Source organism: Kitasatospora sp. NPDC040550 (genome assembly GCF_055594965.1).
The window spans coordinates 61,315-87,841 of record NZ_JBVIWC010000010.1; the positions used below are offsets into that span (position 1 = coordinate 61,315).

General features: G+C 74.2%; 23 protein-coding genes. 11 read left to right on the top strand and 12 right to left on the bottom strand.

Annotation, left to right across the window (positions count from 1 at the left end; translation table 11 throughout):
• Positions 1-133 precede the first annotated feature (133 nt).
• Positions 134-1,195 (bottom strand): terpene synthase family protein, encoded by a 1,062-nt coding sequence (locus ACZ58X_RS16990; RefSeq protein WP_470334413.1) that lies wholly within the window; start codon positions 1,193-1,195, stop codon positions 134-136.
• Between the two features lie 194 nt (positions 1,196-1,389).
• Between ACZ58X_RS16990 and ACZ58X_RS16995 the strand changes: the two genes are divergently transcribed.
• Positions 1,390-1,929 carry a pyridoxamine 5'-phosphate oxidase family protein gene (locus ACZ58X_RS16995; protein WP_470334414.1) on the top strand — a complete coding sequence of 180 codons (540 nt, stop codon included), beginning with the start codon at positions 1,390-1,392 and terminating at the stop codon, positions 1,927-1,929.
• An 803-nt stretch (positions 1,930-2,732) separates the two neighbouring features.
• Positions 2,733-3,638: a carbohydrate kinase family protein gene (locus tag ACZ58X_RS17000; protein WP_470334415.1), complete on the top strand. Its 906-nt coding sequence runs from the start codon at positions 2,733-2,735 to the stop codon at positions 3,636-3,638.
• A gap of 18 nt (positions 3,639-3,656) precedes the next feature.
• Here ACZ58X_RS17000 and ACZ58X_RS17005 read toward each other — a convergent pair whose 3' ends face one another.
• The gene (locus ACZ58X_RS17005) at positions 3,657-4,178 is read right to left on the bottom strand and encodes a GNAT family N-acetyltransferase (RefSeq protein ID WP_470334416.1); all 522 of its coding nucleotides are present in this window, start codon (positions 4,176-4,178) and stop codon (positions 3,657-3,659) included.
• A gap of 157 nt (positions 4,179-4,335) precedes the next feature.
• Between ACZ58X_RS17005 and ACZ58X_RS17010 the strand changes: the two genes are divergently transcribed.
• Positions 4,336-5,358, top strand: coding sequence for a polysaccharide deacetylase family protein (locus ACZ58X_RS17010; RefSeq protein WP_470334417.1), 1,023 nt, complete (start codon positions 4,336-4,338; stop codon positions 5,356-5,358).
• 23 nt (positions 5,359-5,381) lie between these two features.
• Here ACZ58X_RS17010 and ACZ58X_RS17015 read toward each other — a convergent pair whose 3' ends face one another.
• The 5 genes from ACZ58X_RS17015 to ACZ58X_RS17035 form a co-directional block, all read right to left on the bottom strand.
• Complete coding sequence (locus tag ACZ58X_RS17015; RefSeq protein WP_470334418.1) at positions 5,382-5,813, bottom strand: YchJ family protein; 432 nt, start codon at positions 5,811-5,813, stop codon at positions 5,382-5,384.
• Between the two features lie 75 nt (positions 5,814-5,888).
• Positions 5,889-6,542, bottom strand: a complete 654-nt coding sequence (locus tag ACZ58X_RS17020) for an NADPH-dependent F420 reductase (RefSeq protein ID WP_470334419.1) — start codon at positions 6,540-6,542, stop codon at positions 5,889-5,891.
• A 91-nt stretch (positions 6,543-6,633) separates the two neighbouring features.
• Complete coding sequence (locus ACZ58X_RS17025; RefSeq protein ID WP_470334420.1) at positions 6,634-6,984, bottom strand: hypothetical protein; 351 nt, start codon at positions 6,982-6,984, stop codon at positions 6,634-6,636.
• Positions 6,985-7,055: 71 nt separating this feature from the next.
• Positions 7,056-8,606 (bottom strand): FAD-dependent monooxygenase, encoded by a 1,551-nt coding sequence (locus ACZ58X_RS17030; protein WP_470334421.1) that lies wholly within the window; start codon positions 8,604-8,606, stop codon positions 7,056-7,058.
• Between the two features lie 27 nt (positions 8,607-8,633).
• A complete protein-coding gene (locus ACZ58X_RS17035; RefSeq protein ID WP_470334422.1) occupies positions 8,634-9,248 on the bottom strand; it encodes a TetR/AcrR family transcriptional regulator in 615 nt (204 codons plus the stop codon).
• Between the two features lie 232 nt (positions 9,249-9,480).
• On the opposite strand from ACZ58X_RS17035, the gene ACZ58X_RS17040 reads away from it, so the two are divergent.
• Complete coding sequence (locus tag ACZ58X_RS17040; protein WP_470334423.1) at positions 9,481-9,879, top strand: hypothetical protein; 399 nt, start codon at positions 9,481-9,483, stop codon at positions 9,877-9,879.
• Positions 9,880-9,964: 85 nt separating this feature from the next.
• Here ACZ58X_RS17040 and qcrB read toward each other — a convergent pair whose 3' ends face one another.
• A complete protein-coding gene (gene qcrB, locus ACZ58X_RS17045; RefSeq protein WP_470334555.1) occupies positions 9,965-11,587 on the bottom strand; it encodes a cytochrome bc1 complex cytochrome b subunit in 1,623 nt (540 codons plus the stop codon).
• A gap of 409 nt (positions 11,588-11,996) precedes the next feature.
• Here qcrB and ACZ58X_RS17050 point away from each other — a divergent pair, with 409 nt between their 5' ends.
• The 3 genes from ACZ58X_RS17050 to efeB all read left to right on the top strand — a co-directional run bounded on the left by ACZ58X_RS17050 (position 11,997) and on the right by efeB (position 15,971).
• Complete coding sequence (locus tag ACZ58X_RS17050; RefSeq protein WP_470334424.1) at positions 11,997-12,323, top strand: hypothetical protein; 327 nt, start codon at positions 11,997-11,999, stop codon at positions 12,321-12,323.
• 250 nt (positions 12,324-12,573) lie between these two features.
• The gene (efeU, locus tag ACZ58X_RS17055) at positions 12,574-14,628 is read left to right on the top strand and encodes an iron uptake transporter permease EfeU (RefSeq protein ID WP_470334425.1); all 2,055 of its coding nucleotides are present in this window, start codon (positions 12,574-12,576) and stop codon (positions 14,626-14,628) included.
• Entirely contained in the window at positions 14,628-15,971 is a 1,344-nt protein-coding gene (gene efeB, locus ACZ58X_RS17060) for an iron uptake transporter deferrochelatase/peroxidase subunit (RefSeq protein WP_470334426.1), read from the top strand. The genes efeU and efeB overlap by 1 nt, the downstream gene beginning before the upstream one ends.
• Positions 15,972-16,072: 101 nt before the next feature.
• Here the strand turns inward: efeB and ACZ58X_RS17065 are convergent, their stop codons facing one another.
• Together ACZ58X_RS17065 and ACZ58X_RS17070 are read right to left on the bottom strand one after the other, a co-directional pair.
• Positions 16,073-17,458: a HAMP domain-containing sensor histidine kinase gene (locus ACZ58X_RS17065; protein WP_470334427.1), complete on the bottom strand. Its 1,386-nt coding sequence runs from the start codon at positions 17,456-17,458 to the stop codon at positions 16,073-16,075.
• On the bottom strand, positions 17,455-18,138 hold the full coding sequence (locus tag ACZ58X_RS17070; protein WP_470334428.1) for a response regulator transcription factor: 684 nt from the start codon (positions 18,136-18,138) through the stop codon (positions 17,455-17,457). The genes ACZ58X_RS17065 and ACZ58X_RS17070 overlap by 4 nt, the downstream gene beginning before the upstream one ends.
• A gap of 163 nt (positions 18,139-18,301) precedes the next feature.
• On the opposite strand from ACZ58X_RS17070, the gene ACZ58X_RS17075 reads away from it, so the two are divergent.
• The 4 genes from ACZ58X_RS17075 to ACZ58X_RS17090 all read left to right on the top strand — a co-directional run bounded on the left by ACZ58X_RS17075 (position 18,302) and on the right by ACZ58X_RS17090 (position 24,582).
• Positions 18,302-19,819, top strand: a complete 1,518-nt coding sequence (locus ACZ58X_RS17075; RefSeq protein WP_470334429.1) for a glutamate synthase subunit beta — start codon at positions 18,302-18,304, stop codon at positions 19,817-19,819.
• 217 nt (positions 19,820-20,036) lie between these two features.
• The gene (locus ACZ58X_RS17080) at positions 20,037-22,715 is read left to right on the top strand and encodes a hypothetical protein (RefSeq protein ID WP_470334430.1); all 2,679 of its coding nucleotides are present in this window, start codon (positions 20,037-20,039) and stop codon (positions 22,713-22,715) included.
• Positions 22,712-23,920: a hypothetical protein gene (locus tag ACZ58X_RS17085; protein WP_470334431.1), complete on the top strand. Its 1,209-nt coding sequence runs from the start codon at positions 22,712-22,714 to the stop codon at positions 23,918-23,920. The genes ACZ58X_RS17080 and ACZ58X_RS17085 overlap by 4 nt, the downstream gene beginning before the upstream one ends.
• 149 nt (positions 23,921-24,069) lie before the next feature.
• Complete coding sequence (locus ACZ58X_RS17090) at positions 24,070-24,582, top strand: isochorismatase family protein (protein ID WP_470334432.1); 513 nt, start codon at positions 24,070-24,072, stop codon at positions 24,580-24,582.
• A 138-nt stretch (positions 24,583-24,720) separates the two neighbouring features.
• On the opposite strand, the gene murQ is transcribed toward ACZ58X_RS17090, so the two are convergent.
• The gene (gene murQ, locus ACZ58X_RS17095; protein ID WP_470334433.1) at positions 24,721-25,644 is read right to left on the bottom strand and encodes an N-acetylmuramic acid 6-phosphate etherase; all 924 of its coding nucleotides are present in this window, start codon (positions 25,642-25,644) and stop codon (positions 24,721-24,723) included.
• A gap of 98 nt (positions 25,645-25,742) precedes the next feature.
• The gene (locus ACZ58X_RS17100; RefSeq protein ID WP_470334434.1) at positions 25,743-26,423 is read right to left on the bottom strand and encodes a DUF6445 family protein; all 681 of its coding nucleotides are present in this window, start codon (positions 26,421-26,423) and stop codon (positions 25,743-25,745) included.
• Between the last annotated feature and the right edge of the window lie 104 nt (positions 26,424-26,527).

The window sequence follows — 26,527 nt, forward strand, 5'->3', positions numbered from 1 at the left end:
ACTCTCGGCACCCCCCCCATCCCGCGCGGTCTGGGGCGTGATTCCACCCCACGTTTCTGTTCTCCCTCTCCGCCCCCCCCCCCTTGCGTCCCCCGCCCCCCCCCCCCACGGCCGAACGGCCCTATGGGGAAGGTCAGTTCGCCTGCACGAGGTCGGCGGCGAGGTCGGCGGCGAGGGCGGCCTCGCCGGCGGGCACGAGGTGGGAGTAGCGGCGGGTGGTCCTGCTCCACTCCAGGTATCCGCTCATGGCCGTGCGCATGCAGTCGGTGATCAGGGCTGCGGCTGCGGCGTCCCGTGCCCCGACGCCGCTCGACAGCCGCCGCTCCAGGACGAGGAACTCCTCGCACCAGGCGGTGACCATGCCCTGGATCTCCCGGACGCTGTCCGCGCGTTCCCTGTCCCTGTCCCTGTCCCTGTCCCTGTCCCGGCTCCGCCCTCCGGCGCGGGCGTGCGCCCGGTCCGGGTCGTTCTCGATGACCAGGACGAGGTTGTGGAGGTCGCCGCGCGATTCCTCCTTCTCGACGGAGTGGACGTCGTCGAGCGTGTCGACGACGTCCGCGGTGATGTCGAGCATCCGGCGCACCACCGGCTGGGTGTACAGCCGGTCGGGGAGTTCGAAGCCGTAGGCCTTCTGGCTGAGGTCCAGCATGGCGTGGACGAAGCCGGAGCGGCGACGCAGTTCGGCGTACTCGGCGAGGGTCGGGACGCGTCGGCGGGCGCGGTTGCGGGCCTCCTGGGTGTACGCGCCGAGGTACCACTGCCAGTGCTGGCCGGTGCGCTCCAGCCAGGCGGGGGAGGCGCCGTCGGCGAGGCGCCGCCACACGTCGCCGAACGCCCGCAGTAGTGGGCCGGCACCGGCCGGAGGCCGGCCGTCGGCGGCGATGACGCGGGCGAGGGCCGCGCAGTCGGCGCCCACCTGGTCCGGCCGGTCGGCCGGTGGGCCGTCCATGTGGTCGTCGAGGAAGGTGGCGACCACGACGGCGTCCACGGTCAGGTCCAGCCGGGCCCCGCTCGTCCTGGGGTTCCAGACGGCCATCAGTCCGGCGATGTCCCAGCGCAGGAAGCGCGCCTCGTCGGCCGGGTCCCCGACGAGCCCCTGCCGGCGGCTCCAGAGCAGGCTGCGTCGCCGGGCGGCGTCGGCGTCCGGGCTGGTCGCGGCGTCGAAGGGGAGGGTGAACGCGGTGTCCTGAGGCATGGGGACGCCCTTTCGAACGCGAGGGTGAGCCGGCCGCCGTTCGCCCCAAGGGTCGCCGCGACGGCCCTCCGGCCGCAAGGGCGCACGGTGGGGGCGTGTCGCCGTCAACGGCCGGTACCGGCGGCTACCTTGCCCTGTAGCCGCCGATCGTGGTGCGGTGGTGTCCGGCCACCTCCTCCTGACAGGAGTGACGAATGAGCGTGAACGACCCGGAAGTCCGGTTCGACGAACGGTTCAGCGACCCCGGAGCGGGCGCGACGCCGTGGGAGACCGTCCGCGCGGTGCTGGAGGAGGCACAGCTGTTCTGGATCACCACTGTGCGGTCCGACGGACGCCCCCACGTCACGCCCCTGGTGGCCGTGTGGCTCGACGGGCAGCTGCACTTCACCACCGGCGCCGAGGAGCAGAAGGCCGTGAACCTGGGCGGGAACCGATACGTGGCGCTCTCCACCGGCTGCAACCACTGGGACCGGGGGCTGGACGTGGTGGTGGAGGGTCCGGCCGTGCGGGTCACCGAGCGCCCCGCGCTCGAACGCCTCGCCGCCGCCTGGACGGCCAAGTGGAACGGCGAGTGGCGGTTCCGGGTGACGGCGGACGGCTTCGCCCACCAGGACGGGGGCCTGTCCCTGGTCTTCGCGGTGCGGCCCGCCAAGGTCCTCGCCTTCGCCAAGGGCGGCTTCGGCCAGACCGGTTACCGCTTCGACGGGGGCCGGACCGCCGAGCCGCCGGCCTGACCGCAACCTGCTGGAGCCTCCCGCATCCGGTCGGCGGAGCCGTGGGTCGCCCCGGCGCGGCCCCGGTGGTGCGGGGAGCGAGGGCTTGGACGGCCCGCGTGCCGGCCGGGGCTAGGCCGGGCGGCAGGCGGGCCGTGGGGACCACCATGGCCCGTCCGCCCCCGGACGGCCAGGGGCGCACGGGGGCGCCCGGGCGTGCACGGTGGCGCGCCCGGGCGGGCGAACGGCGACGGAGCGTCCGAAAGCTCCGAAAGCTCCGCAAGCCGGTCGGACGCCGCGAAGCGGGTCGGACCGTTCCCGAGTGCTCCGGCCTCCGGCGGCCGACGGGGCGTGCGTCGGCGGGGCCCGGTGCGGTGGTCACGGGCGCCACTGTCCAGTCCTCCGGGTGGCCGGGCACCGGCGGGGTGCGCCGCCCGTACAGCCGGTCGTCCAGGATGCCGGTGAGGTCCTGCCCGGAGACCCCGGAGGCGGTGCGGAGGTCGTCCCGGGTGGTGGTGCGCGCCGCACCGGCCACGGAGGCCAGTGGGCCGTCGGCTCCTGCCCGGTGACGACCGGCCGGATCCCGCCGGAACCGGCCGGAGCCGTGCTGACACGCGGGCGTCCCCCGGACGGACCACGGTGCTGGCGGCGCCCCCGGGCCGGGGCTAGCGTTCGTAGTGCTTCGTCCCCTGACGGACGGGGCCACGGCCGTCGGAGAACCTGGCCAGGTCCGGCGGCCGTACTCCTGTGCCCGGACGCCTTCCCGGACGCACCGCGTAGGCTGCCCCCGGACGACGCCCGCGTACCGGATGCCAGGAGCCGCCGTGACCAGCCCCGCTTCACACCTTCTGGTGATCGGTGAGTGCGTCGCCGACATCGTCCGTACGGACGGTGCCCCCGACCGGGTGCACCCCGGGGGCAGCCCGGCGAACGTCGCGTACGGCCTGGCCCGGCTGGGCCAGCCGGTGGTGCTGCTCACCGAGCTGGGGCCGGACGAGGACGGGCGGCTGATCCGCCGCCACCTGGAGTCGGCCGGGGTGGTGGTCCGGGCGGCCGAGGTGGCCCGGACGCCCTCGGCGGTGGTCCGGCTGGACGGGCAGGGGCGGGCCGAGTACACCTTCGACATCGGCTGGACGCTGCCGCCGACCGAACTGCCCACGGCCCCCGCCGCGATCCACCTCGGCTCGATCGGCGCGGTCACCGAGCCGGGCGCCGCCGCGGTGCTCGCCCTGGTGGAACGGTGGCGCGATCGGGTGCCGGTCAGTTACGACCCGAACGTGCGCCCTGCGCTGATGGGCGACCGGGCGGCGGCGGTGCGCCGGGTCGAGCGCTGCGTGGGGCTGAGCGACCTGGTGAAGGCGAGCGACGAGGACCTCGCCTGGCTCTACCCGGGCGAGCCCGTCGAGGCGGTGGCCGAGCGCTGGCTCGCGCTGGGGCCGGCCGTGGTCGCGGTGACCCTGGGCGCGCAGGGCGCCCTGGCGCTCACCGCGGCGGGTCGCCGGGAGCGGGTGGCGGCCGTCCCGGTCGCGGTGGCGGACACCGTCGGCGCCGGCGACTCCTTCATGGCGGCCCTGCTGCACGCCCGCGCGGCCGGCGCCGAGCTGGCCGACGGTCTCGCCGAGGCCGTCACCGCCGCCGCGCTGACCGTCTCCCGTCCCGGCGCCAACCCGCCCTCGGCCGCCGAGCTGGCCGCGGCCCTGGAGCGCCGCCGGGCGGCCGGGGCGCGGTAGCCGCCGCCCGGCCGCTGCTCAACTCCCGTGGGTAGTCGGCTCGGTGAGGTCCTTGCGGTACCAGACCTCGGAGTACGGGCCGGTGTCGCCGTACGCCGGGGTCTCCCGGTAGCCGTTGCGCAGGTAGAGGGTGCGGGCCTCGATCAGGTCGAGGCGGGTGTCCAGGACGATCCGCTCGGCGCCCATGGTGCGGGCGGCCCGGTCGACGGCGGCGAGCAGCTGGGCGCCGCCGCCGGTGCCGCGCAGGCCGGGGCGGACGAAGACCCGGGTGAGTTCGACGGTGGTGGCGTCGTGGCGGCGCAGGCCGGCGCAGGACTGGGCCGCGCCGTCGTAGCGGCCGAGCAGGAAGAGGCCGGTGGGGGCGGCCAGGTCGTCGCTGGGGGTGCCGGCGAGGCCGGACTCCAGTTCCTCCGGGGTGCCCTCGCGGCCCAGGTGGAGGCGGTAGTAGCGGTTGGCCACGTCGTAGTAGTACTCGCGCAGCAGGTCCGTGGCCTCGGGGGTGGTCACGTCGGCGGTGGTGATGGTCCAGCGGTCGGTCATGCGCGCATGATCCGTTTCCGGGTGCCGTGGTCGCAAAGGGTTTTCGTGCCGGTTGCGGAGGATTCGGCAAAGGATCGGCAAGGCGGGCGGCGTGCCGTTGCCCCGGGCGGGTGACGGAGGGTTGGCGGGGGCGCCTGGCGGGGGAGCAGTAGCAGCTATGAACGGACCATCAGTTTGTCGCATTAGTGGGGATCTGAGGAGAGGTCAGAAGCGGCGCGGCGCACGCACCGGACTGCTGGCCGCCATCTGCCTCACCGCCGTGGTCACCGGCTGTGCCGGTCCGGCCGCCCACTCGAGGCCCGCCCCGGCCGCCGGGGCACCCGCCGCCGAAGCCTTCGCGGCGCCCGCCGGATCCGCTGCGGCCCCGGCCGCCACCGGGGCGGCCCAGCCCGCGCCGCCGCTGCTCCCCGGCCTGGCCCGGGAACAGGAGGAGACCAGCAGCGAGGCGGCCGCCCGCCAGGCCGACGTGGCCCGCGCCGCCCTGGAGACCGCCCAGCGCTGGGGCCTGGACCGTCCGCCGCTCAAGGCCCCGGCCCGCCCGGCCGCCCGGACCGTCCTCACCCCGGTGCAGGGCGTCAAGCTCAAGGACGGCCGCCCGCCGGTGGTGTTCCGGGTGCCGACCGAGGACAAGGTGGTCTTCCTCACCATCGACGACGGCTTCGAGAAGGACCCGGAGTTCTCCCGGATGGCGGCGGAACTGGGCATCCCGCTCAGCGCCTTCCTCTCCGACTACCTCGTCCGCGACAACTACGGCTACTTCCGGGACCTGCACAAGCAGGGCGTGGAGATCAACAACCACACGATCAACCACCGCAACCTCAAGGTCCTCGACTACGAGACCCAGCGCCGGGAGATCTGCGACCAGCAGGACCAGCTCGAACAGCAGATCGGCGTGCGCCCCCGGCTGTTCCGCCCCCCGTACGGCGAGTACAACGACGACACCCTGCGCGCCGCCGCTTCCTGCGGGGTGCAGGCCGTCCCGCTGTGGAACGAGGAGGCCTTCCCGGACCACATGGAGTGGCGCTACGACGACCGGAAGCTCCACCCGGGCGACATCATCCTCACCCACTTCCGCGGCACCTCCGACTGGAAGGCCACCATGCCGGACCTGCTGCGCAAGGTGCTCGGCGAGGTCACCGCGGCCGGCTACTCGCTGGGCCGCCTGGACGACTACCTGTAGGGCGGGCCCCGGCCGGCCGGGCCTCAGCCGAGCGAGAGGGCGTCGAGGTACACCCAGGCGCCCTCGTGCCGGACGAAGCGGCTGTGCTCGCTGAGCACGCCCTGCTCGCCGCCCTCGGTCCAGTGCGCGCGGAAGGCGACCGTGCCCTCGGCGTGGAAGGCGCCGCCCTCGCTGGTGGAGACCACCTCCAGCCCGGTCCAGCGCAGCGCCGGGTCGAAGTCGACCTCGTCGGGCCGGGTGTCCGGGTGCCAGGTGCGCAGCAGGTAGGCCTCGTCCTGGGCGGCGAAGGCACTGAACCGGGAGCGCATCAGCGACTCGGCGGTGGAGGCCTTCGCCTGGCCGCGGTGCAGCCGGCCGCAGCAGTCGCCGTAGGCGGCGGGCAGGCCGCACGGGCACGGGGAGGACGGCAGCAGCCGGGGAGCGGCGGGGCGGGGCGCGGAACGACGTCGGGACATGCCGACCATTGTCCCCCACGCCCGGTCGGCGCCCACCGGGCCCGCCCCACCGCCGGGAGGGGCGGGCCCAGGGTGTTACGCGGGCCGCCGGAAGGAGTAGTTGAACGCGGCGTCGCCGAAGTGGCCCATCATCCGGAGCCAGAACGGCATCATCATCTCGGTCGCCCGGGCGCCGGTGATGTCCCCGAGGTCGACGATCCACTCGGCCGGCCAGCCGAACTCGCCCAGCAGGGCGACCGTCTCGGCCTTGGCGGCGGCGTCGTTCCCGGCGATGAACAGGTTGTGCTCGCCGGCCAGCTTACCCGGTGCGACCATCAGCTCGCAGTTCAGCGTGTTGAGCGCCTTCACCACCCGGGCCCCGGGGAACTCGCGCTGGATCTGCTCGCCGACGCTGTCGGTGTTGGCCGGGGCGAGGGTGACGCCCTCGGGGCCGAACACCAGCGGGTTGGACACGTCGATCAGCAGCTTCCCGGCGAGGTGCTCCGCCCCGGCCGCGCGCAGCGCCGCCAGCGAGACCGTTCCGCCGGTGGCGTTCAGCACCACCTCACCGAAGGCCGCCGCCTCGGCGAAGGTCCCGCAGCTGCCGGCGGGGCCGGCCTGCTGGGCCCAGGCCAGTCCGTTCTCGTTGTCCTTGCTCCGGGAGCCCAGGGCCACCTGGTGGCCGAGCGAGACCAGCTTGTCCGCGAGGGTCTGCCCGACCACGCCCGTGCCGATGATTCCGATGCGCATGGTTCCCCGTTCGTCCGGTTCCCTCCGCCCGTCGAAGGGCGGCCGCGACGACCCTAGTTGACCCGGTGCCGGTCGGGTGCGATTGCCGGGGTCACGCGCCGGGGCCGATGCTCATGATGGCGAAGAGCTCCACCGCGAGCGCGGCCGGCGCGACCAGGGAGAGGGCCACCCGGGCCCGTCGGAACAGCCGGGCCGCGGGCCACTGGAGGACGACCGCGATCATCGCCGTGATCACGGCGGCCGAGGCGACCGCCAGGTACGGCACGGCGCGGCACGGGTCCGTGGAGGTGCAGGGGTCGGTGGCCATCTCGCCGAGGCCCCGGAGCATGACCGCGGGCGGCAGCAGCGTCACGGTCAGCGCCGTCGAGATCAACGGGGCCCGCCACCAGCGGTCCGGTACGGTCCCGGTCGGGGCGGCTGTGGTGGGCACGGATTCGCTCATGCGCCCAGTCTTGCGGCGGTTCCCGACGCCCCGGCAGGGGTGGAGTACTCAGTCCGCCCGGGTGCGGGTACTCAGATCCGCGGCGCGCCGAACCAGTCGCGCAGCGCCCGGTCCAGTCCCTCCGGGTCGGCCTCGCCGGGGGCGCAGGCCCAGGCGACGTAGCCGTCCGGGCGCAGCAGCAGTGCTCCGGCGGGCGGTGGCGTCCGGGGGCAGTCGGCGGCGAGGACGTCGACCCGGTCCTGCCAGCCGGCCGCCCGGTCCGCGAGGCCGAGCGCGCCGCCGGTCAGGTCGAGCAGCAACGGCCTTCCACCGTGGGTGAGTTCGGCCAGGCGGGTGCTCCCGGCCGGGGTGGAGAGGGCGAGCTCCGGGGCGAAGCCCCCGGCGAGCGGGTGCGGGCAGTCGGTGTCGTAGCGGACATCGCTGCCCGCCATCAGGGCGGCTATCCGGGCCAGGTTGTCCTGGTGGGCGATCAGCTCGCCGACCAGGGCGCGCAGCGCGGTGATGCCGGGGCCGGGGGCCATCAGGGCCATCTGGGCCTGGGAGTGCATGAAGACCCGCTCGCCGACCGGCCGGCGCTCCTGCTGGTAGCTGTCCAGCAGGCCGGGCGGGGCCCAGCCCCGGAGCTCGGCGGCGAGCTTCCAGCCCAGGTTGGCGGCGTCCTGGAGGCCGAGGTTGAGGCCGGGGCCGCCGGTCGCGGCGTGCACGTGCGCGGCGTCGCCGACCAGCAGCACGCGGCCCTCGCGGTACCGCTCGGCGAGCCGGGTGTTGTGGCCGACGGTGCGGCGCGGGGTGAACGGTCCCGCCGTCCGGGCCGGGGAGAGCGGCAGGTCGGCGCCGGTGACCCGGCGGATGCTGGCACGCAGCTCGTCCAGGGTGAGCGGGCCGGCCTCGTCGACCGGCGGGCCGCCCCACTCCATGGTGGCGATCATGGCGGCGTCCGGGCCGAACGGGGAGATGACGAACACGCCGTGCTCGGTGCGGGTGTGGGTCCACGGCCCGAACGGGGTCGGGCAGCCGGGCAGCAGGAGCCTGCCGTCGTCGGTGGTGCGCAGGCCCTCGGGCGGCAGCACGTGGGCGATCCGGGAGACCGGGTCGGGTGAGGTGACGCCGGGGAAGCCGATCCCGGCGCGCTTGCGGACGGTGCTGCGGCCGCCGTCCGCGCCGACCAGGTAGCGGGTGCGCAACTGCCGTGCGCCGTCCGGGTCGTGGAGGTCCACGGTGACCCCGTCCCGGTCCTGGGTGAAGCCGGTGACCTCGCACCGGCGCAGGACGGTGACGCCCAGCGCGAGGGCGTGTTCCTCCAGGACCGCCTCGATCCGGTGCTGCGGGATCGGCAGGGCGTGCAGCGGATTTCCGTCGAGCCGGTGCAGCTCCAGCGGGAAGGCGCCGAAGACGAACCGGGGTATCGGCCGCGGCGCGCCCGCGGTACCGCTGAGCGGCCGGTGGAGGCCGCGGTGGTCGAGCAGCCGGAGCACCTGCCCGACCAGGCCGTTGGCCTTCTGCTCGCCGGAGCGCTCGGGCAGCCGGTCGAGGACCACCGGCCGGACGCCGGCCAGGGTCAGTTCGCAGGCCAGGAACAGCCCGACCGGGCCGGCGCCGACGATGACGACCTCGTTGGTCATGTCAATTCCCCCAGGGGTGTGGTGGGTTCACCGGGTGGACGGATCGGGCAGCCCGGCCGCGAGCCGGCGCAGCGCCTCGGCGAACAGCGGCTTGAAGGGCACCACCGGATCGGCGACCAGGTAGTGCTCGTTGGCGACCTGCAGTGCGGAGAGCGCGGCCGCGGCCACCAGCTTCGGGTAGAGGTCCCGGTCCGGATCGGTGCCGGTGCGGGCGGCGACCGCGGCGGTGAGCCCGGCCCTGGTCTGCGCGCCGCCGCGGAACAGCTCGGCCTGGAGCGAGGGTTCGCGCAGCAGTCGTCGTACGGCGGCGATCCAGCCGGGGGCGGGCTCCTCCTCGGCGCCGTCGAAGGGTTCGACCAGGGCCTGGGACAGCGCCTCCCACAGCGGCTCCTCCGCCGGGCGGGTGGCCAGGGCCTCGGCGGCGCGCATGATCCGGTTGCGGTGCCGGAAGACGATCGCCTCGGCCTTGCTGGAGAAGTAGTTGTTGTAGGTGCGCGGGGAGACCCCGGCCGCGGCCGCGATGTCCTCGACCCGGACGTTCTCCAGCCCCCGTTCCACCGCCAGGCTCAGTGCCGCCCAGCTGAGCGCCTCCCGCGTCGCGGCCTTCTTCCGTTCCCGCAGTCCGGGTTCTCCGTCCGTCATGGCACCACTCTCCCGTCAAAAGTGCGTGCTGCGCAATAGTGCGTGCCACGCAAGTTTATCCGGCCCCCCCCGGGGTCGTGGCGAGCCGCCCGCCACCTGCGGTTCGTCGCTGGTAGTAGTTGCGTGGTCGCGGAGCGACTCCGTACGGGAGCCCGTCCGCGCAGGAATTTCCGGCAGGACGAGCCGGCAGGACGACCCGGCGGGACGACCCGGCAGGACGTGAGGAGCGGTCATGAGTGGCAGACGGCGCCCACCGCGGGCGCGGACCCCGCGCCAGGGCGGCGCGGCCGGCGGCGGCCGGATGAACCCCCGGGTGGAGATCGCCCGCATCGAGGGCTTCCTGGCCTGGGAGGCCGAGGTCGCGGCGGCCGGACGCGACGCCCGGGCCTTCGCCGCGCAGTTCCCCTGGCTGCCGGAGGCCGAGCGCGAGGACCTGGAGCGGGCCTACGCCGCCGACCGGCTGCGCTACGCCGAGGAGGTCGTCGACCGCGCCGTCGACCGCTGCCGCCGGCTGGCCGCCCGCTACCGCGCCGAGTGCCGCCGGATCTGCACCCGCTGGGCGGCAATCTGCCTCTCCGTCACCCTGGCGGCGGCGCTGTTCGCCGTCGTCCCGGCGGCCCTGCGGGGCTGAACCGCCGGCCTGAGCCACCGGACACGCCTCAGGGCCCGCCGCGCCGTTTCCGGTGCAGCGGGCCCTGGTCGTGCCGGGAGCGCGGTCAGTGGTGGCCGTGGCCGCTGGTGATCTCCTCGTGCTCCTCGACGGTGGGCTTGGCGATCTGGCTGCCCTCGCCGTAGAAGCCGCGCGACAGCTTGGCCCGGGTGCGGGTCCACAGGCCGGCCCGGCGGGCCACGCCGTTCTCGTCCACCTCGGGCTGCAGCTCGACCGGCTCGGGCTGCTCGTGCGAGGTCAGGGTGTAGAGCCGGCCCTGCGGCAGCGGCGCGTGCACCTCGATGAACTCGCCGTGCTGCAGCCGGTTGATCACACCGGTCTCCCGGCCGTGCAGCACCTTCTCCTTGTCGCGCCGCTGCAGGCCCAGGCACCAGCGCTTGGTGATCACGAACACGACCACCGGGAGGGCGAAGAAGCCGATCCGCACGGCGTAGGTGATCGCGTTGATCGACAGGTGGAAGTGGGTCGCCAGCAGGTCGTTGCCGCCGCCGGCCAGCAGGATCAGGTAGAGGCTCATCCAGGCCGCGCCGAACGCGGTGCGGACCGGGGCGTTGCGCGGGCGGTCGGCGATGTGGTGCTCGCCGCGGTCCCCGGTGACCCAGGCCTCCAGGAACGGCCAGCACCAGATGGCCAGGAGCACGCTCGGGAAGATGATCAGCGGGATGAACACCCCGAGGTTCAGGGTGTGGCCGCCCCAGACGCTGATCTCCCAGCCGGGCATCACCCGGACCAGGCCCTCGGAGAAGCCCATGTACCAGTCCGGCTGGGCGTCCGTGGACACCTGGTCGGGCCGGTACGGTCCGTACGCCCAGATCGGGTTGACGGTGGCGATCGCCGACATGACCGAGACGACCCCGAAGACCAGGAAGAAGAAGCCGCCGGCCTTGCCCATGTAGACCGGCATCAGCGGCATGCCGACCACGTTGTCGTTGGTCCGGCCGGGCCCGGCGAACTGGGTGTGCTTGTGGTAGAAGACCAGGATCAGGTGCGCCGCGAGCAGGCCCACCATGATGCCCGGGATGAGCAGGATGTGGACGGTGAACAGCCGCGGCACGATGTCGGTGCCGGGGAACTCACTGCCGAAGATGAAGAACTGCAGGTACGTGCCGACGATCGGCACGGACAGCACCGCGCCCTCCATGAAGCGGATGCCCGTACCGGAGAGCAGGTCGTCCGGCAGCGAGTAGCCCATGAAGCCGTCGAACATGCCGAGGAACAGCAGCAGCGCCCCGAAGATCCAGTTGATCTCGCGGGGCTTGCGGAAGGCGCCGGTGAAGAACACCCGCAGCATGTGGGTCAGCATCGAGGCGACGAAGACGATCGCGGCCCAGTGGTGGATCTGGCGCATCAGCAGGCCGCCGCGGACCTCGAAGCTGATGTTGATGGTCGAGGCGTAGGCCTCGGACATCCGGATGCCCTTGAGCGGGACGTAGGAGCCGTCGTAGACGACCTCGCCCATGCTCGGCTTGAAGAAGAGGGTCAGCCAGACGCCGGTCAGGATGATGATGACGAAGGTGTAGAGCGCGATCTCGCCCAGCATGAAGGACCAGTGGTCCGGGAAGATCTTGCGCAGGTTGGCCTTGGCGAGGGAGTAGATGCCGAGCCGGCCGTCGGTCCAGTCGGCGAGGGCTTCGGCCTGGTTGGCCGGTTTGGCGCGGGTGCTGGTCACCGGTCCCGGCTGCGACTGCTGGTCGGTTCTCACGACGGGCTCCCCGGCGTTCTCGGCGTGCCGGCGTGGAGGCCCGTCGGCGAGGACGCCGGCCGGCGAAGTGTTGTGATCATGGGACCTCTCGATACGGGTCCGCCGGGTGGACCGGCGCGCGGACCTGGGCGGTTCACTGGACCCGTTGCTCAGGGTGATGGAGCGCTTACTCTGTCATGCTGTCGGCAGGGGGCCGACTGTGCACGTCCATCGGGCCGTCCGGCCGCTCGTGTCGGGCCGGACGGGGGCTCCTGACGCCCGATCGGCTGGCCGCCGGTCGGGGCGGGCGGGGGTGATGCTGCGCCCGGGTGCAGCTGAACCGTTTCGGCGCGTGCCGCGTCCGGGCGCCGCGCGGGGCCGGGCCTACGCTGCGCCAATGGTGGATCACCGTGAACTCCTCGAGTCCGTCACCGAGGCCCTGTCCCGCGCCGGGTTCGACACCGCGCCGGGCACCTCGCCGCTGTCGATCGACCGTCACCCCGAGGGGGTGGCGGTCGGCTGGTCCCCGGGGACGGAGGCGGACGGCCCGCCCTCCGGGCCGGCGCGGGCGGCGCTGAGCGGGGCGGCCGCGCTCGTCCTGCGGGAGCGGGGCTTCCTCGTCACCGGGACGGAGGAGGGGGAGCTGTTGGTGCGCTGCGCCGAACCGGTGACGGTCCCTCCGGAGCCCGGGCCCGGGGCGGCGCCCGAGCAGTGGTGGGGGTGACCGGGCCCGGCCCTGGGCGGCCCCGACGGCTCCGACCTGCGGAGTTGGCTGGAGCATGGGTGTTCTCATACCGAACCCTTACCTGAACGCGGGGTGCAGTTGACCGCCGCCCCTCTAAGGTTTGCCTAAGCTAAGCGCAACGCCCTGGACCACGGTGTCCGGGGCGTTCGCCGTGCCGTTCCGCCGCTGCCGCGGCGGTGCGCTCCAGAACAGGTACGACCCGGGGCGGCCCGGGGGAGGAGCCCGCTGCATGTGGGATGAGGCGTTTCCCAGCTTTCTGATCGGGCTGCGCGAGGGACTCGAAGCGGGCCTGATCGTCTCGATCCTGGTCGCCACACTGGTACGGGCCGGTCAGAAGGGCCGGCTCCCCCAGGTCTGGACGGGCGTCGCGGCGGCCGTCGCACTCAGCCTCAGCTTCGGCGCGGTGCTCACCTTCACCGCCGCCAACCTCTCCGGCCACGCCCAGGAGGCGTTCGGCGGGGTGCTGAGCCTGATCGCGGTCGGCTTCGTCACCGCGATGGTGTTCTGGATGCGCCGCTCCGCGCGCACCCTGTCCGCCGACATCAAGGACAAGGTCCAGGCCTCGCTGGCCATGGGCGCGGGCGCGCTGGTGCTCACCAGCTTCCTCGCCGTCGCCCGGGAGGGCCTGGAGACCTCGCTCTTCCTGTGGACTAACGCCCGCACCGCCGGGGAGTCCACCGGGCCGATCATCGGCGCCGCCGTCGGCCTGCTGCTCTCCGTCGCGCTGTGCTGGGGCCTGTACCGCCGGGCCCTCAAGATGAACCTCACCAAGTTCTTCACCATCACCGGCGCCGGCCTGATCGTGGTCGCCGCGGGCGTGCTCGGCTACGGCCTGCGCGACCTCCAGGAGTCCGGGCTGGTCGGCGGCGGCAGCACGTACGCCTTCGACCTGAGCGGGCACCTGGACGCCTCGTCCTGGTACGCCACCCTGGTCCAGGGCACCCTCAACCTGACCGTCACCATGACGGTCCTCCAGGTCGTCGGCTACATCGCCTACCTGAGCATCGTGATGACCCTGTTCGTCGAGGGCGTGCGCGGCGGCAAGGCGGCTCCGGCCCCGGCTGCCGCGGCGGCGGAGCCCGAGGCGAAGGCCGCGGCCGCGGAGCCGGCCGAGCCGGTGCGCGCCGGGCGGCCGCGCTGGGTGCTGCCGACCGCGCTGGTCGCCGTACCGGTCGTGGTGGCCGGCGCCGTGATCGCCGTCAGCGACGGCAAGCAGGGCAGTTCCGCCACCGTCGCGGTCTCCGAGAAGGAGTGCGGCAAGGGCTTCGGCGACCCCCAGCCGGGCCAGCAGGTGTTCCAGATGCACAACACCGGCGACAAGGTCTCCGAGGTCTACCTGGTCAACCCGGGCACCGGCGCGGTCTACGGCGAGATCGAGGGCCTGGCCCCCGGCACCACCCGGGCGCTGACCGCCACCATCGGCTCCGGCGACTACGCCTGGCGCTGCGTGCCCACCGGCGGCACCACCGCCACCTCCGCCACCGTGCACGTCTCCGGCGGCGCCGAGGTCAAGGCCGTCAAGCCGGTCTCCGAGGACGACCTCAAGGCCCCGCTGGACAGCTACAAGGACTACGTCACCAAGGGCCTCGCGACCCTGATGACGCAGACCCAGAAGATCCAGACCGACGTGCACGGCGGCGACCTCAACGCCGCCAAGGCCGACTGGCTCACCGCCCACCTCCAGTACGCCTCGCTCGGCGCCGCCTACGGCACCTTCGCCGACCTCGACAAGAAGATCGACGGCCGCGCCGACGGCTACGCCGACAAGGCCCAGGACCCGGGCTTCACCGGCTTCCTGCGGCTGGAGTACGGCCTCTGGCACGGCCAGTCCGCCGCCGACCTGACGCCGGTCGCCGACGAACTCGCCCAGAACGTCGCCAAGCTGGTGCACGACTTCCCCACCCAGGACTTCGACCCCGGCGACCTCCCGCTGCGCGCCCACGAGATCCTGGAGAACACCCTCCAGTTCGAGCTGACCGGCGACACCGACATGGGCAGCGGCACCAACCTCGCCACCACCCAGGCCAACCTGGCCGGCACCCAGGAGCTGCTGACGCTGCTCCAGCCGCTGCTCGACGAGCGCGACCCGCAGGTGCTGGTCCGGGTCAACGCCGGGATGAAGCGGGTCGGGGACCTCGTCGCCGCGGCGCACACCGCCGACGGCTGGACCCCGCTCGACAAGCTGCCCGACGGCACCCGCCGCCAGCTGAACGGCGCCACCGGCCAGCTGCTCGAAGACCTCTCGCCCGTCCCCGCCCTGCTCGAGATCCGGAAGGCCGCCTGATGACCGACCACACCGCAGCCACCGGCTCCTGCCCGTTCCCGCACGCCGCTGCCGCCGCACCGGTCGCCGAGTCGGTCGCCGATGCCGACCAGGGCGGCTGCCCGGCCGGCCCGGCCCGGCGCAGCTTCGTCCGGGCCGCGCTCGGCGCGGGCGCCGGGGCCGCCGTGCTGGCCGGCGGGGCGTTCACCCTCGGGGCCGAACCGGCCGCCGCCGGGGACAGCCACCAGCCGGCGAACGGGGCCGTCCCGTTCCACGGCGCCCACCAGGCCGGCGTCGTCACCCCGGCCCCCGGCTTCGCCGCCTTCGTCTCCTGCCAGGTCATCGCCCAGGACCGCAAGGGCCTGGAGGACCTGTTCAGGACCCTGACCGAGCGGATCCGCCTGCTCACCGCCGGCGGCACCCCGCCCGACCTCGGCGTCGGCGCCCCGCCCTCGGACAGCGGCATCCTCGGCCCCACCGTGCCCACCGACAACCTCACCGTCACGGTCGGCGTCGGCGCCTCGCTGTTCGACGACCGCTACGGGCTCGCCAAGGCCAAGCCCGTCAAGCTGACGCCGATGAAGACCTTCCCCAACGACAACCTCCAGCCCGGCGAACTCCACGGCGACCTCTCGCTGCAGATCTGCGCCGACCAGCAGGACACCGTGCTGCACGCGCTGCGCGACATAACCCGACACACCCGCGGGGCGATGCAGATCCTCTGGCGGATCGACGGCTTCAAGAGCGCCTCCCGCCCGGACGGCGCCCCGCGCAACCTGCTCGGCTTCAAGGACGGCATCGCCAACCCGGACGTCACCTCGGCCCGTGAGACCGACCGGCTGATCTGGGTCACCGACGGCGCCGGCGAGCCCGCCTGGGCGACCGGCGGCAGCTACCAGGTGATCCGGATCATCCGGATGCTGATCGAGTTCTGGGACCGGGTCAAGCTCAGCGAGCAGGAGAAGATGTTCGGCCGCCGCCGCGACACCGGCGCGCCGCTGGACGGGCACCAGGAGAACGACGCGCCGGACTACGGCAAGGACCCGGACGGCAAGGCGATCCCGCTCAACGCGCACATCCGGCTGGCCAACCCGCGCACCGCCGACACCGACAACTCGCGCATCCTGCGCCGCGGTTTCAACTACGACCGGGGCATGGACAAGGCGGGCAACCTGGACATGGGCCTGGTGTTCTGCTGCTACCAGCAGGACGTGGTGCGGCAGTTCGAGGCCACCCAGACCCGGCTGATCGACGAGCCGCTGGTCGACTACATCTCGCCGACCGGCGGCGGGTACTTCTTCGTCCTGCCGGGCGTGAAGGACGATGCCGACTGGCTCGGGCGGGGACTGCTCGCCGCGGCCTGAGCCGGTCCGTACCGGTCGGGCACCCTGACGGGCCCGGTGCGCCTGGTGCGCGCCGGGCCCGTTCGGCGTGCTCTGACGCGCTCAGGCCTGCTCGGGCGGGTTCAGCCGCCGAGGGTGAAGCCGATCACCGCGCCGCCGCCGGCCCGGTTGGCGGCGTAGGCGGTGCCGCCGTGCGAGCGGGCCACCTCGGCGACGATGGCCAGGCCCAGGCCCGAGCCGGGCAGGCTGCGGGCCGCGGTCGCCCGGTAGAAGCGGTCGAAGACCCGGTCGAGGTCGGTCTCGTCGATGCCCGGACCGCGGTCCCGGACCTCGACCCGGAGGCCGTGCGCCACCAGCTCGATCGGGGACGTCCCGGCCGGGTCGAACTTGGCCGCGTTGTCCAGCAGGTTGCCCACCGCGCGGGCCAGCGCGTCCGGGTGGGCGATGACGACGGTGTCGTCCGCGACCACGGTGATCTCCCGGTCGCTGCGCCGACGGGCCTGGGCGGCGGCCGAGCGGACCACCTCCGCCAGCACCACCTCGACCGGGTCCTCGTCGGCCTTCCTGTCCGCCGCCAGCGCCACCAGCTCCTCCACCAGCTGGGTCAGCTCCCGGGCCTCCTCGGCCAGGTCGGCGAGCAGCGCGGTGCGTTCGGCGGGCGGCAGCCGGTCGATGCTGGGCAGCACCGACAGGTTGGTGCGCAGGCTGGTCAACGGGGTGCGCAGCTCGTGCCCGGCGTCCTGGACCAGTCGGCGCTGGTTCTCCTTGGCGGTGGCCAGGCGCACCAGCATCCGGTCGAAGGCGCGGCCGAGCCGACCCACCTCGTCCCGGCCGGAGGCGGGCACCGGGACGTCCAGGCGGCCGCTGGCGGCGACCCGTTCGGCCGCGTCGGTGAGCCGGACCAGCCGGCCGGTGATCCGCCCGGCGACCAGCCAGCCGGATCCGCCCGCGACCAGCACGACGGCGGCCACCACGGCCGCCATCTGGTGCCGCAGCACCTCCAACAGCTCCTCGATGTCGTCGAGTTGCAGCACGACCTGGACGGCGCCCCGGCCGCCGCCGAGCGAGACCACGCCCACCCGGCAGGTCCGGCCGCCGACCCGGCGCACGTCGATCACCGTGCGGGCGGGCGCGTCGGCGCCGGCGAGTTCGCGGTCGGTCCCGGTGGTCGGCAGGGCGAGGTGCGCGGTGCCCGGGAGGATGGCCCCGTGCGAGTCGAGGGCCTGGGCGGTGACCCTGATCGGGTGCAGCAGCTGCTCGCTCAGCCCGCTCGGGCTGTTGAAGTCCCCCGGGAACAGCTTCTGGCGGTCCACCTGGCCGCTGACCGCGTGGACGGCCGAGTTGAAGTCGTCCGACTCGTCGTCGCGGATCAGCGCGGCCGCCGCGTGGTAGCCGAGCGTGCCGATCACCACCGCGACCAGGGCCGCCATCACCGCGAAGGCGAGCGAGAGGGTGGTGCGCAGGCCGGGGCGCGGCAGCTGGGGGCGGCGGGCCGCCGGGCCGGTCACGGCTCGCGCAGCGTGTAGCCGACGCCGCGGACGGTGTGGATCAGCGGGGTGAGGCCGGGGCGGTCGAGCTTGCGGCGCAGGTAGCCGATGAAGACCGCGAGGTTCTTCGAGCCCGGGCCGAAGTCGTAGCCCCAGATCCGCTCGTACAGGGTGGTCTGGTCGAGGACGGCGCCGGCGTTCCGGGCGAGCAGCTCCAGCAGGTCGAACTCGGTGCGGGAGAGCTCCAGTTCGGCGCCGCCGCGCCAGGCCCGGCGGGCCGGGGGCTCGACCCGCAGGTCGGCGACGGTCAGGACGTCCTGGGGGGTGTCGGCGGGCGGGTTGCGGCGCAGCAGGGCGCGCAGCCGGGCGAACAGCTCCTCCACGTCGAAGGGCTTGACCAGGTAGTCGTCGGCCCCGGCGTCCAGCCCGGCGATCCGGTCCGGGACCTCGACCCGGGCGGTGAGCATCAGCACCGGGGTGCGGTCGCCGGCCGCGCGCAGCCGGCGGCAGACCTCCAGGCCGTCCGGCGCGGGCATCATCACGTCGAGCACCAGGACGTCCGGCCGCTGCTCGGCGAGGACGGCCAGGGTCTGGGTGCCGTCCGCGGCTATCCGCACCCGGTAGCCCTCCAGCGTGAGGGCGCGGGTGAGCGAGTCGCGGATGGCGCGGTCGTCCTCGGCGATCAGCACGGTGTGGCTCATGCGGGAGATTCTCCCTGGCGTGCTCACGGCAGTGGAGAGCGGGGCACGGATTCCCGGCCGGCACGGGTGTCGCCCGCCGCTTCGTGGGCGTACGGTGGCCACACGGTGGCGTGCCGCCGGGCGGGCCGCCGGTCCGTTTCGGTACGCCCCGCCGGAGGCCTCGATGGCAGAGCGGATGGCCTTCCTCACCACCCCGCGCGCGGAGCGGGCGCGTCGGGACGCCCAGGAGCGACTGGGGGACCGGCGGGAGGTGTACCGGCCGGGGGCACTGCTGCCGCTGGTGGGCGGACAGGCGGAGCGCTGCATGGACTGCGGGCTGCCGTTCTGCCACGCCGCCTGCCCGCTGGGGAACCTGGTGCCGGAGTGGAACCGGCTGGTCGCGGACGCGGACTGGCGGGCCGCGGCCGCCCGGCTGCTGGCGACGAACAACTTCCCCGAGTTCACCGGGCGGCTCTGCCCGGCCCCGTGCGAGAGCGCCTGCGTGCTGGCGATCGACGGGGACGCGGTGACGATCAAGAACGTGGAGCTGGCGATCGCCGACCGGGCCTGGGCCGAGGGCTGGGACGCGGCGCAGCCGCCCGAGCGGCCGGCAGCGGGCGGGCGGGTGGCGGTGATCGGCTCCGGGCCGGCCGGGCTGGCCGCCGCCCAGCAGCTGACCCGGGCCGGGCACGCCACCACCGTCTACGAACGGGCCGACCGGGCGGGCGGGCTGCTGCGCTACGGGATCCCGCCGTTCCGGCTGGAGAAGCACCGGCTGGACCGGCGGCTGGCGCAGCTGCGGGCCGAGGGTACCGAGTTCCGCACCGGGGTGTGGGCCGGGCGGGACGTCACCGGGGAGCAACTGCGGGCCGGGTACGACGCGGTGGTGGTCGCGGTGGGGGCCGGTGCCTGGCGGGTGCCGGCCGTGCCCGGGTGCGAGCTGGCCGGAGTGCACCCGGCCCTGGAGTACCTGACCTGGGCGAACCGGGTGGACGAGGGGGACCGGGCGGTCTCGCCGCTGTCCGCGCGGGGGCGGCGGGTGGTCGTCGTCGGGGGCGGGGACACCGCGTCCGACTGCCTAGGGACGGCGCTGCGCGAGGGCGCGGCCTCGGTGACCCAGCTGGACATCAACCCGTGTCCGCCGGAGCGGCGCGAGCCGGGGCAGCCGTGGCCGGTCCACCCCAAGGTGTACCGGGAGACCACCTCGCACGAGGAGTTGGCGGGGCGGGCGGCGGTGTCGTCGTTGTCGGGGGAGGAGGCGGGCCGGTCGTCCGCGGCCGGTGGCCGGGTGTTCGCGGCGGTCACGGTCGGGTTCGAGCCGGGGTCGGACGGGCGGCTGGCGGCCGTCCGCTACGCCGAGGCCGAGCCGGGCGACCGCGGCCCCCGGGCGGGCACCGAGCAGGTGCTCCCGGCGCAGCTGGCGCTGCTCGCGCTGGGCTTCGCCGGGCCGGAGCCGGACCAGCCGCTGTACGCCCAACTCGGCCTGGGCATCGGGCCGGAGGGGACGCTGGAGCGGGACGACGGGTTCGGCACCGCCGCCGACGGGGTGTTCGTCGCGGGGGACGCCGGGCGGGGCCAGTCGCTGATCGTCTGGGCGATCGCGGAGGGCCGGGCGGCGGCCGCGGCGGTGGACCGCTACCTGCGGGGGCGGACCGAACTGCCCTCCCCGGTGCGGGCGTCGGCGCGGGCCCTCACCCTGTGAGGGGCGGGGCCCGGGCCGGCCGGCCGAAGCGTCAGCCCAGGCCGAGGGCGGACGGAGGGCGTGCAGGCCGATGGGAGGGCGTGCAGCAGGCTTGCACGCTGGTGCGCACCTCCGCGCAACGGCGCGCGCTCCGCGAGCCGTTCGGGTGCGGTGCGTCCGCCCGGCGGCGCCGGGTAGGTGGCGAGCAGCAACCGGACGGATTACGGAGGGGACCGTCATGTCGGATCGCACCCCGGAGACACCCGAGCTCACGCCCTTGCCCGAGGCCCTGCCCCCGCCCCGGGTCGCGCCGCCGCCCGCCGCGGTGGGCCTGCCGGTGCCGCCCGTGCCGCCCTGGCCGGGCGGCGCCCAGCCGCCGCCGGTGCTCGGGCACGCGGCCCGCAGCATCGACAAGGCCACCCTCGTCCCGTTGAAGGTGCCCGGTCCGCAGCGCGGGCCGGGCCTGGTCGCGCACGCCTACCTGCGCGGGCTCGACCTCCGACCGGACGAAGTGACCGCGCTGCGCGGCCGGTTGACGGCGGAGCTGCCCTGGGAGCTGCTCGCCGCCTCCGCCGCCGACCCCGCCGACCGCCCGCTGCGGGCCGCCGTCCTGGCCGCCGCCGACGGTCCCGCGCTGCGCGAACTCGGCCGTGAGCTGGAGCGGTTGCGCCGGGCCGACACCACCGCGGCGGGCCGGGCCCGGGCCGGGCTGGCCGCCGTCGCGAACGCCGCGTACGACCACAACGCGGCCGTCGACCCGATCGGCATGATGAACCTGGAGCGCCTGGAGATGGCCCCCGCCGGGATCGAGCGCGGCGAACTGGTCGCGACCATCCCGCTCGCGCCGCTGGAGGAGACGGCCGTCACCCAGAAGGAGTGGTCCGTCACCTCCAAGGAGTTCAGTTCGATCGTCACCGACTCGCTGGAGAACGTCAGCGAGACCGGCGTCACCGACAACACCGAACTCGCCCAGTCCACCACCAACCAGCTCCAGCACAGCAACCAGTTCAACGTCACCGGCACCGTCTCGGGCGGGATCCCGCTGATCTCCGGCTCCGCCACCTCCGGCATGACCAGCCAGAGCGCCGACTCGCAGTCCGCCACCGACAGCCGCAAGCACGCGACCACGATCACCCAGAAGGCCTCCGCGCGTACCAAGCAGGAGCACAAGGTCACCATCACGACCACCACCGTGACCGGCTCCTCGGAGACCACCACCCGCACCTTGAAGAACGCCAGCGCCACCGATCCGGTCCGGATCGACTATTTCAGCATGATGCGCAAGTGGCGGGTCCGGCTCTACCGCTCCGGGCTCCGGCTGACCTACGACCTGGCCATCCCCGAACCGGCCGGCGCCCTGCGCCAGGCCTATGCCGAACTCGCGGCCATCGAGGCGAAGCTGGGGCCGTTCCGGTTCGAGGTGCCGCACTCCGACATCACCGAGGAGGTCCGCTCCGGCGAGAGCCAGCCGCACTACCTGGTGCTCGCCGAGCGGTACGGCGCTGTGGTGCCGCTCGCCCCCGGCCCGCACCCGGACCTCCACGTCAACGTCACCGCGCCCAACAACGACGGCGCCGGCATCTTCGACGCGCCGCCGCTGAACGTCCCGGACCGGTACTGGATCAAGAACCTCTGGTTCCAGTTCGCCTCCGAGAGCCGCACCGGTGACTACAACTACAACCTCAAGGTGCTCGGCAGCACCATCCCCGAGTGGAACGAGCCGTTCGGCACGCACGGACCGGTCGACCTCGCCGACCCGGCCAACGGCGCCCTGCTGCGGCACGCCGGCGGGCCGTGCACGGTGAGCTTCCACCTGGTCAACAACCGGCAGACCTGGCTCAACCTGACCGCCGTCGTCGAACCCACCGACGAAGCCCGCCGGCAGTGGCAGAACGACGTCTGGGCGGCCCTGTTCAACGCGGCCCAGACCAAGTACTACGCCGAGCAGCAGGACCTCGCCGCCCGCGCCGCCGCACTGCGCGAACGCCTCAACGGGGTCGACACCCTCACACTCCGGCGCGAGGAGAGCGACGAGATCATGAAGGGCGTGCTGCGCTTCCTGCTCGGCGTGGACTACCACCTGATGCCCTCCGACGTGGTGGACGCCTTCAAGGCCTCGGTCGCGAGCGACCCCGACCGGCTGGGCCACGGCGCGGGCTTCCCCGGCGACGACACCGGCGCGCTCGGGGTCAGTGCCGCGGCCTGGGCGGCGGTGCTCGGGCACGAGGCCGAGGTGGCCTTCGTCAACCAGGCCATCGAGTGGGAGAACGTGGTCACCTTCCTCTACTCCTACTTCTGGGACGCCCCGGCCGCCTGGCCCTTCGTCAGCCGGATCAGCCACCCCGACGCCAACCGGCAGGCCTTCCTGCGGGCGGGCAGCGCCCGGGTGGTGCTCACCGTGCGCAAGGGCTGGGAGGAGGCCTGGGTGCGGTTCGCGGAGGGCGGCTTCCACGGCGCCCAACTGCCCGCCGACCACCCGTACCTGAGCATCGCCCGGGAGATCGCCGCCTACGACGACCGCAACTACCCCGGCATCCCGCCGGCCAACCCGGGCAGCAGTTCGCTGCTGCTGGAGGACGAGGCGGTCACCACCTGCGCCGCCGTGGTCGACCCGCCCGCCGGGGGAGCGCCGGTGCTGGTGCCGGTGGCCTCCAGCGCCGGCTTCGCCCCGGACACCGCGGTCGTCGTGGACGAGTACGACGACCGGCGGATCCAGGAGACCGCCCGGGTGGTCCGGGTGCCGGACGACACCCACTTGCTGCTCAGCGGTCTGACCCACCGGCACGACGGCACCCTGACGCCGTTCCCGGTCCGCCGGCCCGGCCACCGGGGCACGCTGATCGCGGAGTGGAACGAGTACACGCCGACCTCGGGGACGGACATCGCGGTGAGCAGCCCGTTGAAGGACATCGCGTGAGCTTCCTCAGGGACCAGGACACGTGTCTGCTGCTGGGGCCGGCGCGGGAGGAGCCGCCGACGGTCTTCGAGTACCTGGCCGCCGAGTTGTGGGTGCGCCACCACTTCGGGGTGGACTTCGACGCCCGCCCCGGAGCGACCTGGGTGACCTTCCAGCTCGACCGGATCGCCGAGTGGTGGGGCACGCCCCGCCGGGAGCGGCTGGGCCCCGAGGAGGCGCTGCCGTACGGGCGGCTCACCGCCCAGCCGCAGGACCCGGTGCTGCGGATGGTGCTCCAGGTGCTGTCGGAGGACCTCACCAACACCTTTCCGGCGGCCAAGGTCGACGCGATCAAGCGGATGCTCAAGGACCGGAGCACCCCGGCGGTCAAACTGGTCAAGGCCGTCCGCGAACTCACCCCGGGCGGTGCGCTCAAGCCGGACCTGCTCGGCCTGCAGAACCACGTCCCGGACCTGCGGATGGAGGCCCTGGAGGTCGGCACCGAGCGCACCGCGCTCGACACCTACCGCGAACTCCAGGGCAAGGTCGCGGTGTTGCGGGACCCGTGCGGCCGGATCATCGAGAACCGGCTGATCGCCCTGCAGCGCACCGCGGTCAAGCAGCTGCCGTTCTCGGTGGTGGCCACGGCGACCGACTGGCGGCTCGGTGCCGGACTGATGATCCTTCCGGTGCCGGTCAACGTCACCGAGCAGAACGGGGAGACGTACGTCGACTGGATCTGCTACTGGCCCACCGACCGGGCCGAGTTCCGCGAGTACCCGCGGCCGGCCAACGGCCGTCCTGGGTACGACGGGCTGGTGCTGTACCACATCCACCGGGTGCCGCTGCGGGCCGTGCAACTCCCGGACAGGATCCGGGAGGCGATGCTCAACCTGGTCCGGGCCCGGCAGCGGCCGGCGCCCCTGGGGCCCACCCTGGTGCCCGAGCTGGCGGTGACGATCGAGCGGGACCGGCGGCTGTTCACCCCGGAGGGGGAACTGTTCCTGGCCGGGCTGGGGGCGGTCGGGCTGCTGGCCCTGGGGGTGTGGGCGGCGGTCGGGGCGGGTGCGGTGGCCGGGCTGGGGGCGGTGGCCAAGGGCGGGCTGGCCGCGGCGGCGAGTGCGCCCGAGCTGTTCGTCGGGGCGGTCGCGGCCGCGGCCGAGCTGTCGGACCGACTCTGGTCGGTGATCTCCCAGTTGGGGTACCTGTTGCCGGCCGGGGGATAGCCGGGGGTTCGGTGGTCGACGGCCTGGCGGGCGGGGTCGTCCGGCGCCCGCACGGCGCGGGACGGGCCCCGGCCGCCGTGGCCGGAGGCGGATGGGGGAGCGGCAGGGGCGGGGCCGGGCGTCGTGGGCGATGGGCTAGCGTGAGCGCCATGACCACCCTTGACCCCCGCAGCACGGCCCTGGTCCTGATCGACCTGATGGACCGGATCGTCGCCAACCGGCTCGCGCCGCACTCCGGCCCCGAGGTCGTGGCGGCCTCGCTGCGCCTGGCCGAGGAGTTCCGGGCGGCCGGCGCCCCGGTCGTCGCGGTGCGGGTCGAACGGCCGGGCGTCGCCGAACAGCCGCCCGGCAGCGGGCTGGTGGCCGAGGTCGCGGCGGCGGCCGACGAGGTGGTGGTGAAGCGCACCATCGGCGCCTTCCAGGGCACCGGACTGCACGAACTGCTCCGGGCCCGGGGCGTGGAGACACTCGTCTTCGCCGGGATCGCCACCAACCTCGGCGTGGAGTCGAGCGCCCGCGCGGCCGGCGACCACGGCTACCGGCTGGTGTTCGTCGAGGACGCGATGGCCGGGCTGACGGAGGCGGAGCACCGGGCCTCGGTGGAGCTGGACTTCCCGCGTCTGGGAGAGGTCGTGGCGGCCGCGGACCTGCGGCTGGGGTAGCGCGGGAGATCGGGCCGGGGTCGGGGGTCGGGGGTCGGGGTCGGACCGGTGGCCGTGGGTCCGTGGGTCCCTGGGTCCGTGGGTCCAGTGCGGACGGGAACCCCGTCCTCCCCGGGTGACGTGGTCGCGGCTGCCCGGCTAATTGGACAACGGGCCCTGGCGGCGGGCGAGTTCGAGGGCGTCGCGGAGCCGTCCGGCCGAGGCGCCGAGGAGCCGGGCGGCGGTGGGCGCGTCCACGTCGGCGAGCAGTAGCAGGACGGCGTCCTTCGTCCGGCCGTCGGTGGCGGTGAGGGCGTGGTCGACCGTCGGGGCGTCGGCGCCGGTGGCCTCCGCGACGATCCGGCGGGCGCGCTCGCGGAGTTTGACGTTGGTGGCCCGCAGATCGACCATCAGGTTTCCGTACGTCCGGCCGAGCCGGATCATCACGGCCGTGGACAGCATGTTGAGCACCAGCTTCTGCGCGGTGCCCGCCTTCAACCGGGTGGACCCGGCCAGCACCTCCGGGCCGACCTCCACCTCGATCCCCAGCTCCGCCGCCGCCACCAGCGCCGAGCCGCGGTTGCAGGCCAGTCCGACGGTCAGTGCCCCGGCCGCCCGGGCGGCGCGCACGGCGGCGACCGCGTACGGGGTGCGGCCCGATGCGGAGACGCCCACCAGGGTGTCGTCCGGGGTGAGGGCGAGCGCCGCCACGTCGGCCTCGGCGAGGTCGGTACGGTCCTCGGCGCCCTCGGCGGCCTCCGTCACGGCGCTCCGGCCGCCCGCGATCATGCCCACCACCAGCCCGGGGTCAGTGCCGAAGGTCGGCGGGCACTCGGCGGCGTCCAGTACCCCGAGCCGCCCGGCCGTGCCCGCCCCGGCGTAGACCAGCCGCCCGCCGCGTGCCATCCTCGCCGCCGCCGCGTCGACCACGGCGGAGATCCGGGCCAGCTGCCCGGCGACGGTCGCGGGGACGGTGCGGTCCTCGGCGTTCATCAGGCGGAGCAGGTCGGCGGTGGGCAGCCGGTCGATGGCGGCCCAGTCGGGGCGGACCGTCTCGGTGGGGGGTACGGCGTCGGGGTTCATGCGGGGAGCGTCCCCGGGCGGGCGCGGCTCGAACCGGTCCGAGGGGTCCCGGCCCGGCGTTGTCCGCCGGTCAGGGCATCCAGGTCAGGGCATCCAGGTCAGGCCATCCAGAAGAACACGGCGGTCATCCGGCGGTCCGCCAGCTCCGCGCCGTAGTAGTCGGTGGCGCTGTGGATCAGGTTGGCGTGGTAGAGGAGCAGCTGGTTGTAGCGGTTGGGGACCCGGACGTCCTCGGTGAAGTGGTCGGCGGGGACGTGGCGGGTGCCGAGCGCCTCGACCAGGTTGTTGTGCGGGGCGTTGACCAGGTTGCCGCCGAGGCGGCCGCCGGGGAACTGCTGGCGGTAGAAGCTGGTGCCGGCGTCCTTGGGGGCGCCGGGGCTCAGGTAGAGCACGGCGGCGTAGCGGCAGAGCGCGCGGGAGTCGGTGTGCGGGCGGGACTCCGACTCCCCGGCGCCGACGACCTGGACGCAGTTGTGGTTGAGCGTGCCGCCGCCGGGGGTGCTCTGCACCCAGAGCCGGGAGGCGCCGGTGGCCTTGCGGACCTGGGCCTCGACCCGGGCCAGCTCGTCCGGTTCGAGGCCGGGCATGGTGCGCAGGCCGGGCCAGGTCTCGGGGCGGTACGGGTAGCCCTCGGTCCACTCGCCGCGGGCCAGGACGCGCTCGCGGACGGCGTCCGGGTCGGGGAGGACGTTGTCCAGGACCCAGTAGTCCCGGCCGCGGGTGGGCTTGCGGTAGGGCAGGACCGGCAGGGCGGTCGGCCTGATGGGCTGTGAGGGCATGGGCCGACCATAGGGGCGCCGGGCGTCAACTATCTGCCGTGAACAGGTCAACCTTTCGTCAAGTGCGCCGCAGGTGGGGAGGGGGGTGGTGCCTGGCCCTGGGT

Coding starts and splice junctions, on each gene's coding strand:
- ACZ58X_RS17075 (WP_470334429.1), top strand. CDS start 18,302: ATGGCAGAGCGGATGGCCTTCCTCACCACCCCGCGCGCGGAGCGGGCG.
- murQ (WP_470334433.1), bottom strand. CDS start 25,644: ATGAACCCCGACGCCGTACCCCCCACCGAGACGGTCCGCCCCGACTGG.
- efeU (WP_470334425.1), top strand. CDS start 12,574: ATGTGGGATGAGGCGTTTCCCAGCTTTCTGATCGGGCTGCGCGAGGGA.
- ACZ58X_RS17050 (WP_470334424.1), top strand. CDS start 11,997: ATGGTGGATCACCGTGAACTCCTCGAGTCCGTCACCGAGGCCCTGTCC.
- ACZ58X_RS17025 (WP_470334420.1), bottom strand. CDS start 6,984: ATGAGCGAATCCGTGCCCACCACAGCCGCCCCGACCGGGACCGTACCG.
- ACZ58X_RS17100 (WP_470334434.1), bottom strand. CDS start 26,423: ATGCCCTCACAGCCCATCAGGCCGACCGCCCTGCCGGTCCTGCCCTAC.
- ACZ58X_RS17040 (WP_470334423.1), top strand. CDS start 9,481: ATGAGTGGCAGACGGCGCCCACCGCGGGCGCGGACCCCGCGCCAGGGC.
- efeB (WP_470334426.1), top strand. CDS start 14,628: ATGACCGACCACACCGCAGCCACCGGCTCCTGCCCGTTCCCGCACGCC.
- ACZ58X_RS17030 (WP_470334421.1), bottom strand. CDS start 8,606: ATGACCAACGAGGTCGTCATCGTCGGCGCCGGCCCGGTCGGGCTGTTC.
- ACZ58X_RS16995 (WP_470334414.1), top strand. CDS start 1,390: ATGAGCGTGAACGACCCGGAAGTCCGGTTCGACGAACGGTTCAGCGAC.
- ACZ58X_RS17070 (WP_470334428.1), bottom strand. CDS start 18,138: ATGAGCCACACCGTGCTGATCGCCGAGGACGACCGCGCCATCCGCGAC.
- ACZ58X_RS17015 (WP_470334418.1), bottom strand. CDS start 5,813: ATGTCCCGACGTCGTTCCGCGCCCCGCCCCGCCGCTCCCCGGCTGCTG.
- ACZ58X_RS16990 (WP_470334413.1), bottom strand. CDS start 1,195: ATGCCTCAGGACACCGCGTTCACCCTCCCCTTCGACGCCGCGACCAGC.
- ACZ58X_RS17090 (WP_470334432.1), top strand. CDS start 24,070: ATGACCACCCTTGACCCCCGCAGCACGGCCCTGGTCCTGATCGACCTG.
- ACZ58X_RS17080 (WP_470334430.1), top strand. CDS start 20,037: ATGTCGGATCGCACCCCGGAGACACCCGAGCTCACGCCCTTGCCCGAG.
- ACZ58X_RS17005 (WP_470334416.1), bottom strand. CDS start 4,178: ATGACCGACCGCTGGACCATCACCACCGCCGACGTGACCACCCCCGAG.
- ACZ58X_RS17035 (WP_470334422.1), bottom strand. CDS start 9,248: ATGACGGACGGAGAACCCGGACTGCGGGAACGGAAGAAGGCCGCGACG.
- ACZ58X_RS17020 (WP_470334419.1), bottom strand. CDS start 6,542: ATGCGCATCGGAATCATCGGCACGGGCGTGGTCGGGCAGACCCTCGCG.
- ACZ58X_RS17010 (WP_470334417.1), top strand. CDS start 4,336: ATGAACGGACCATCAGTTTGTCGCATTAGTGGGGATCTGAGGAGAGGT.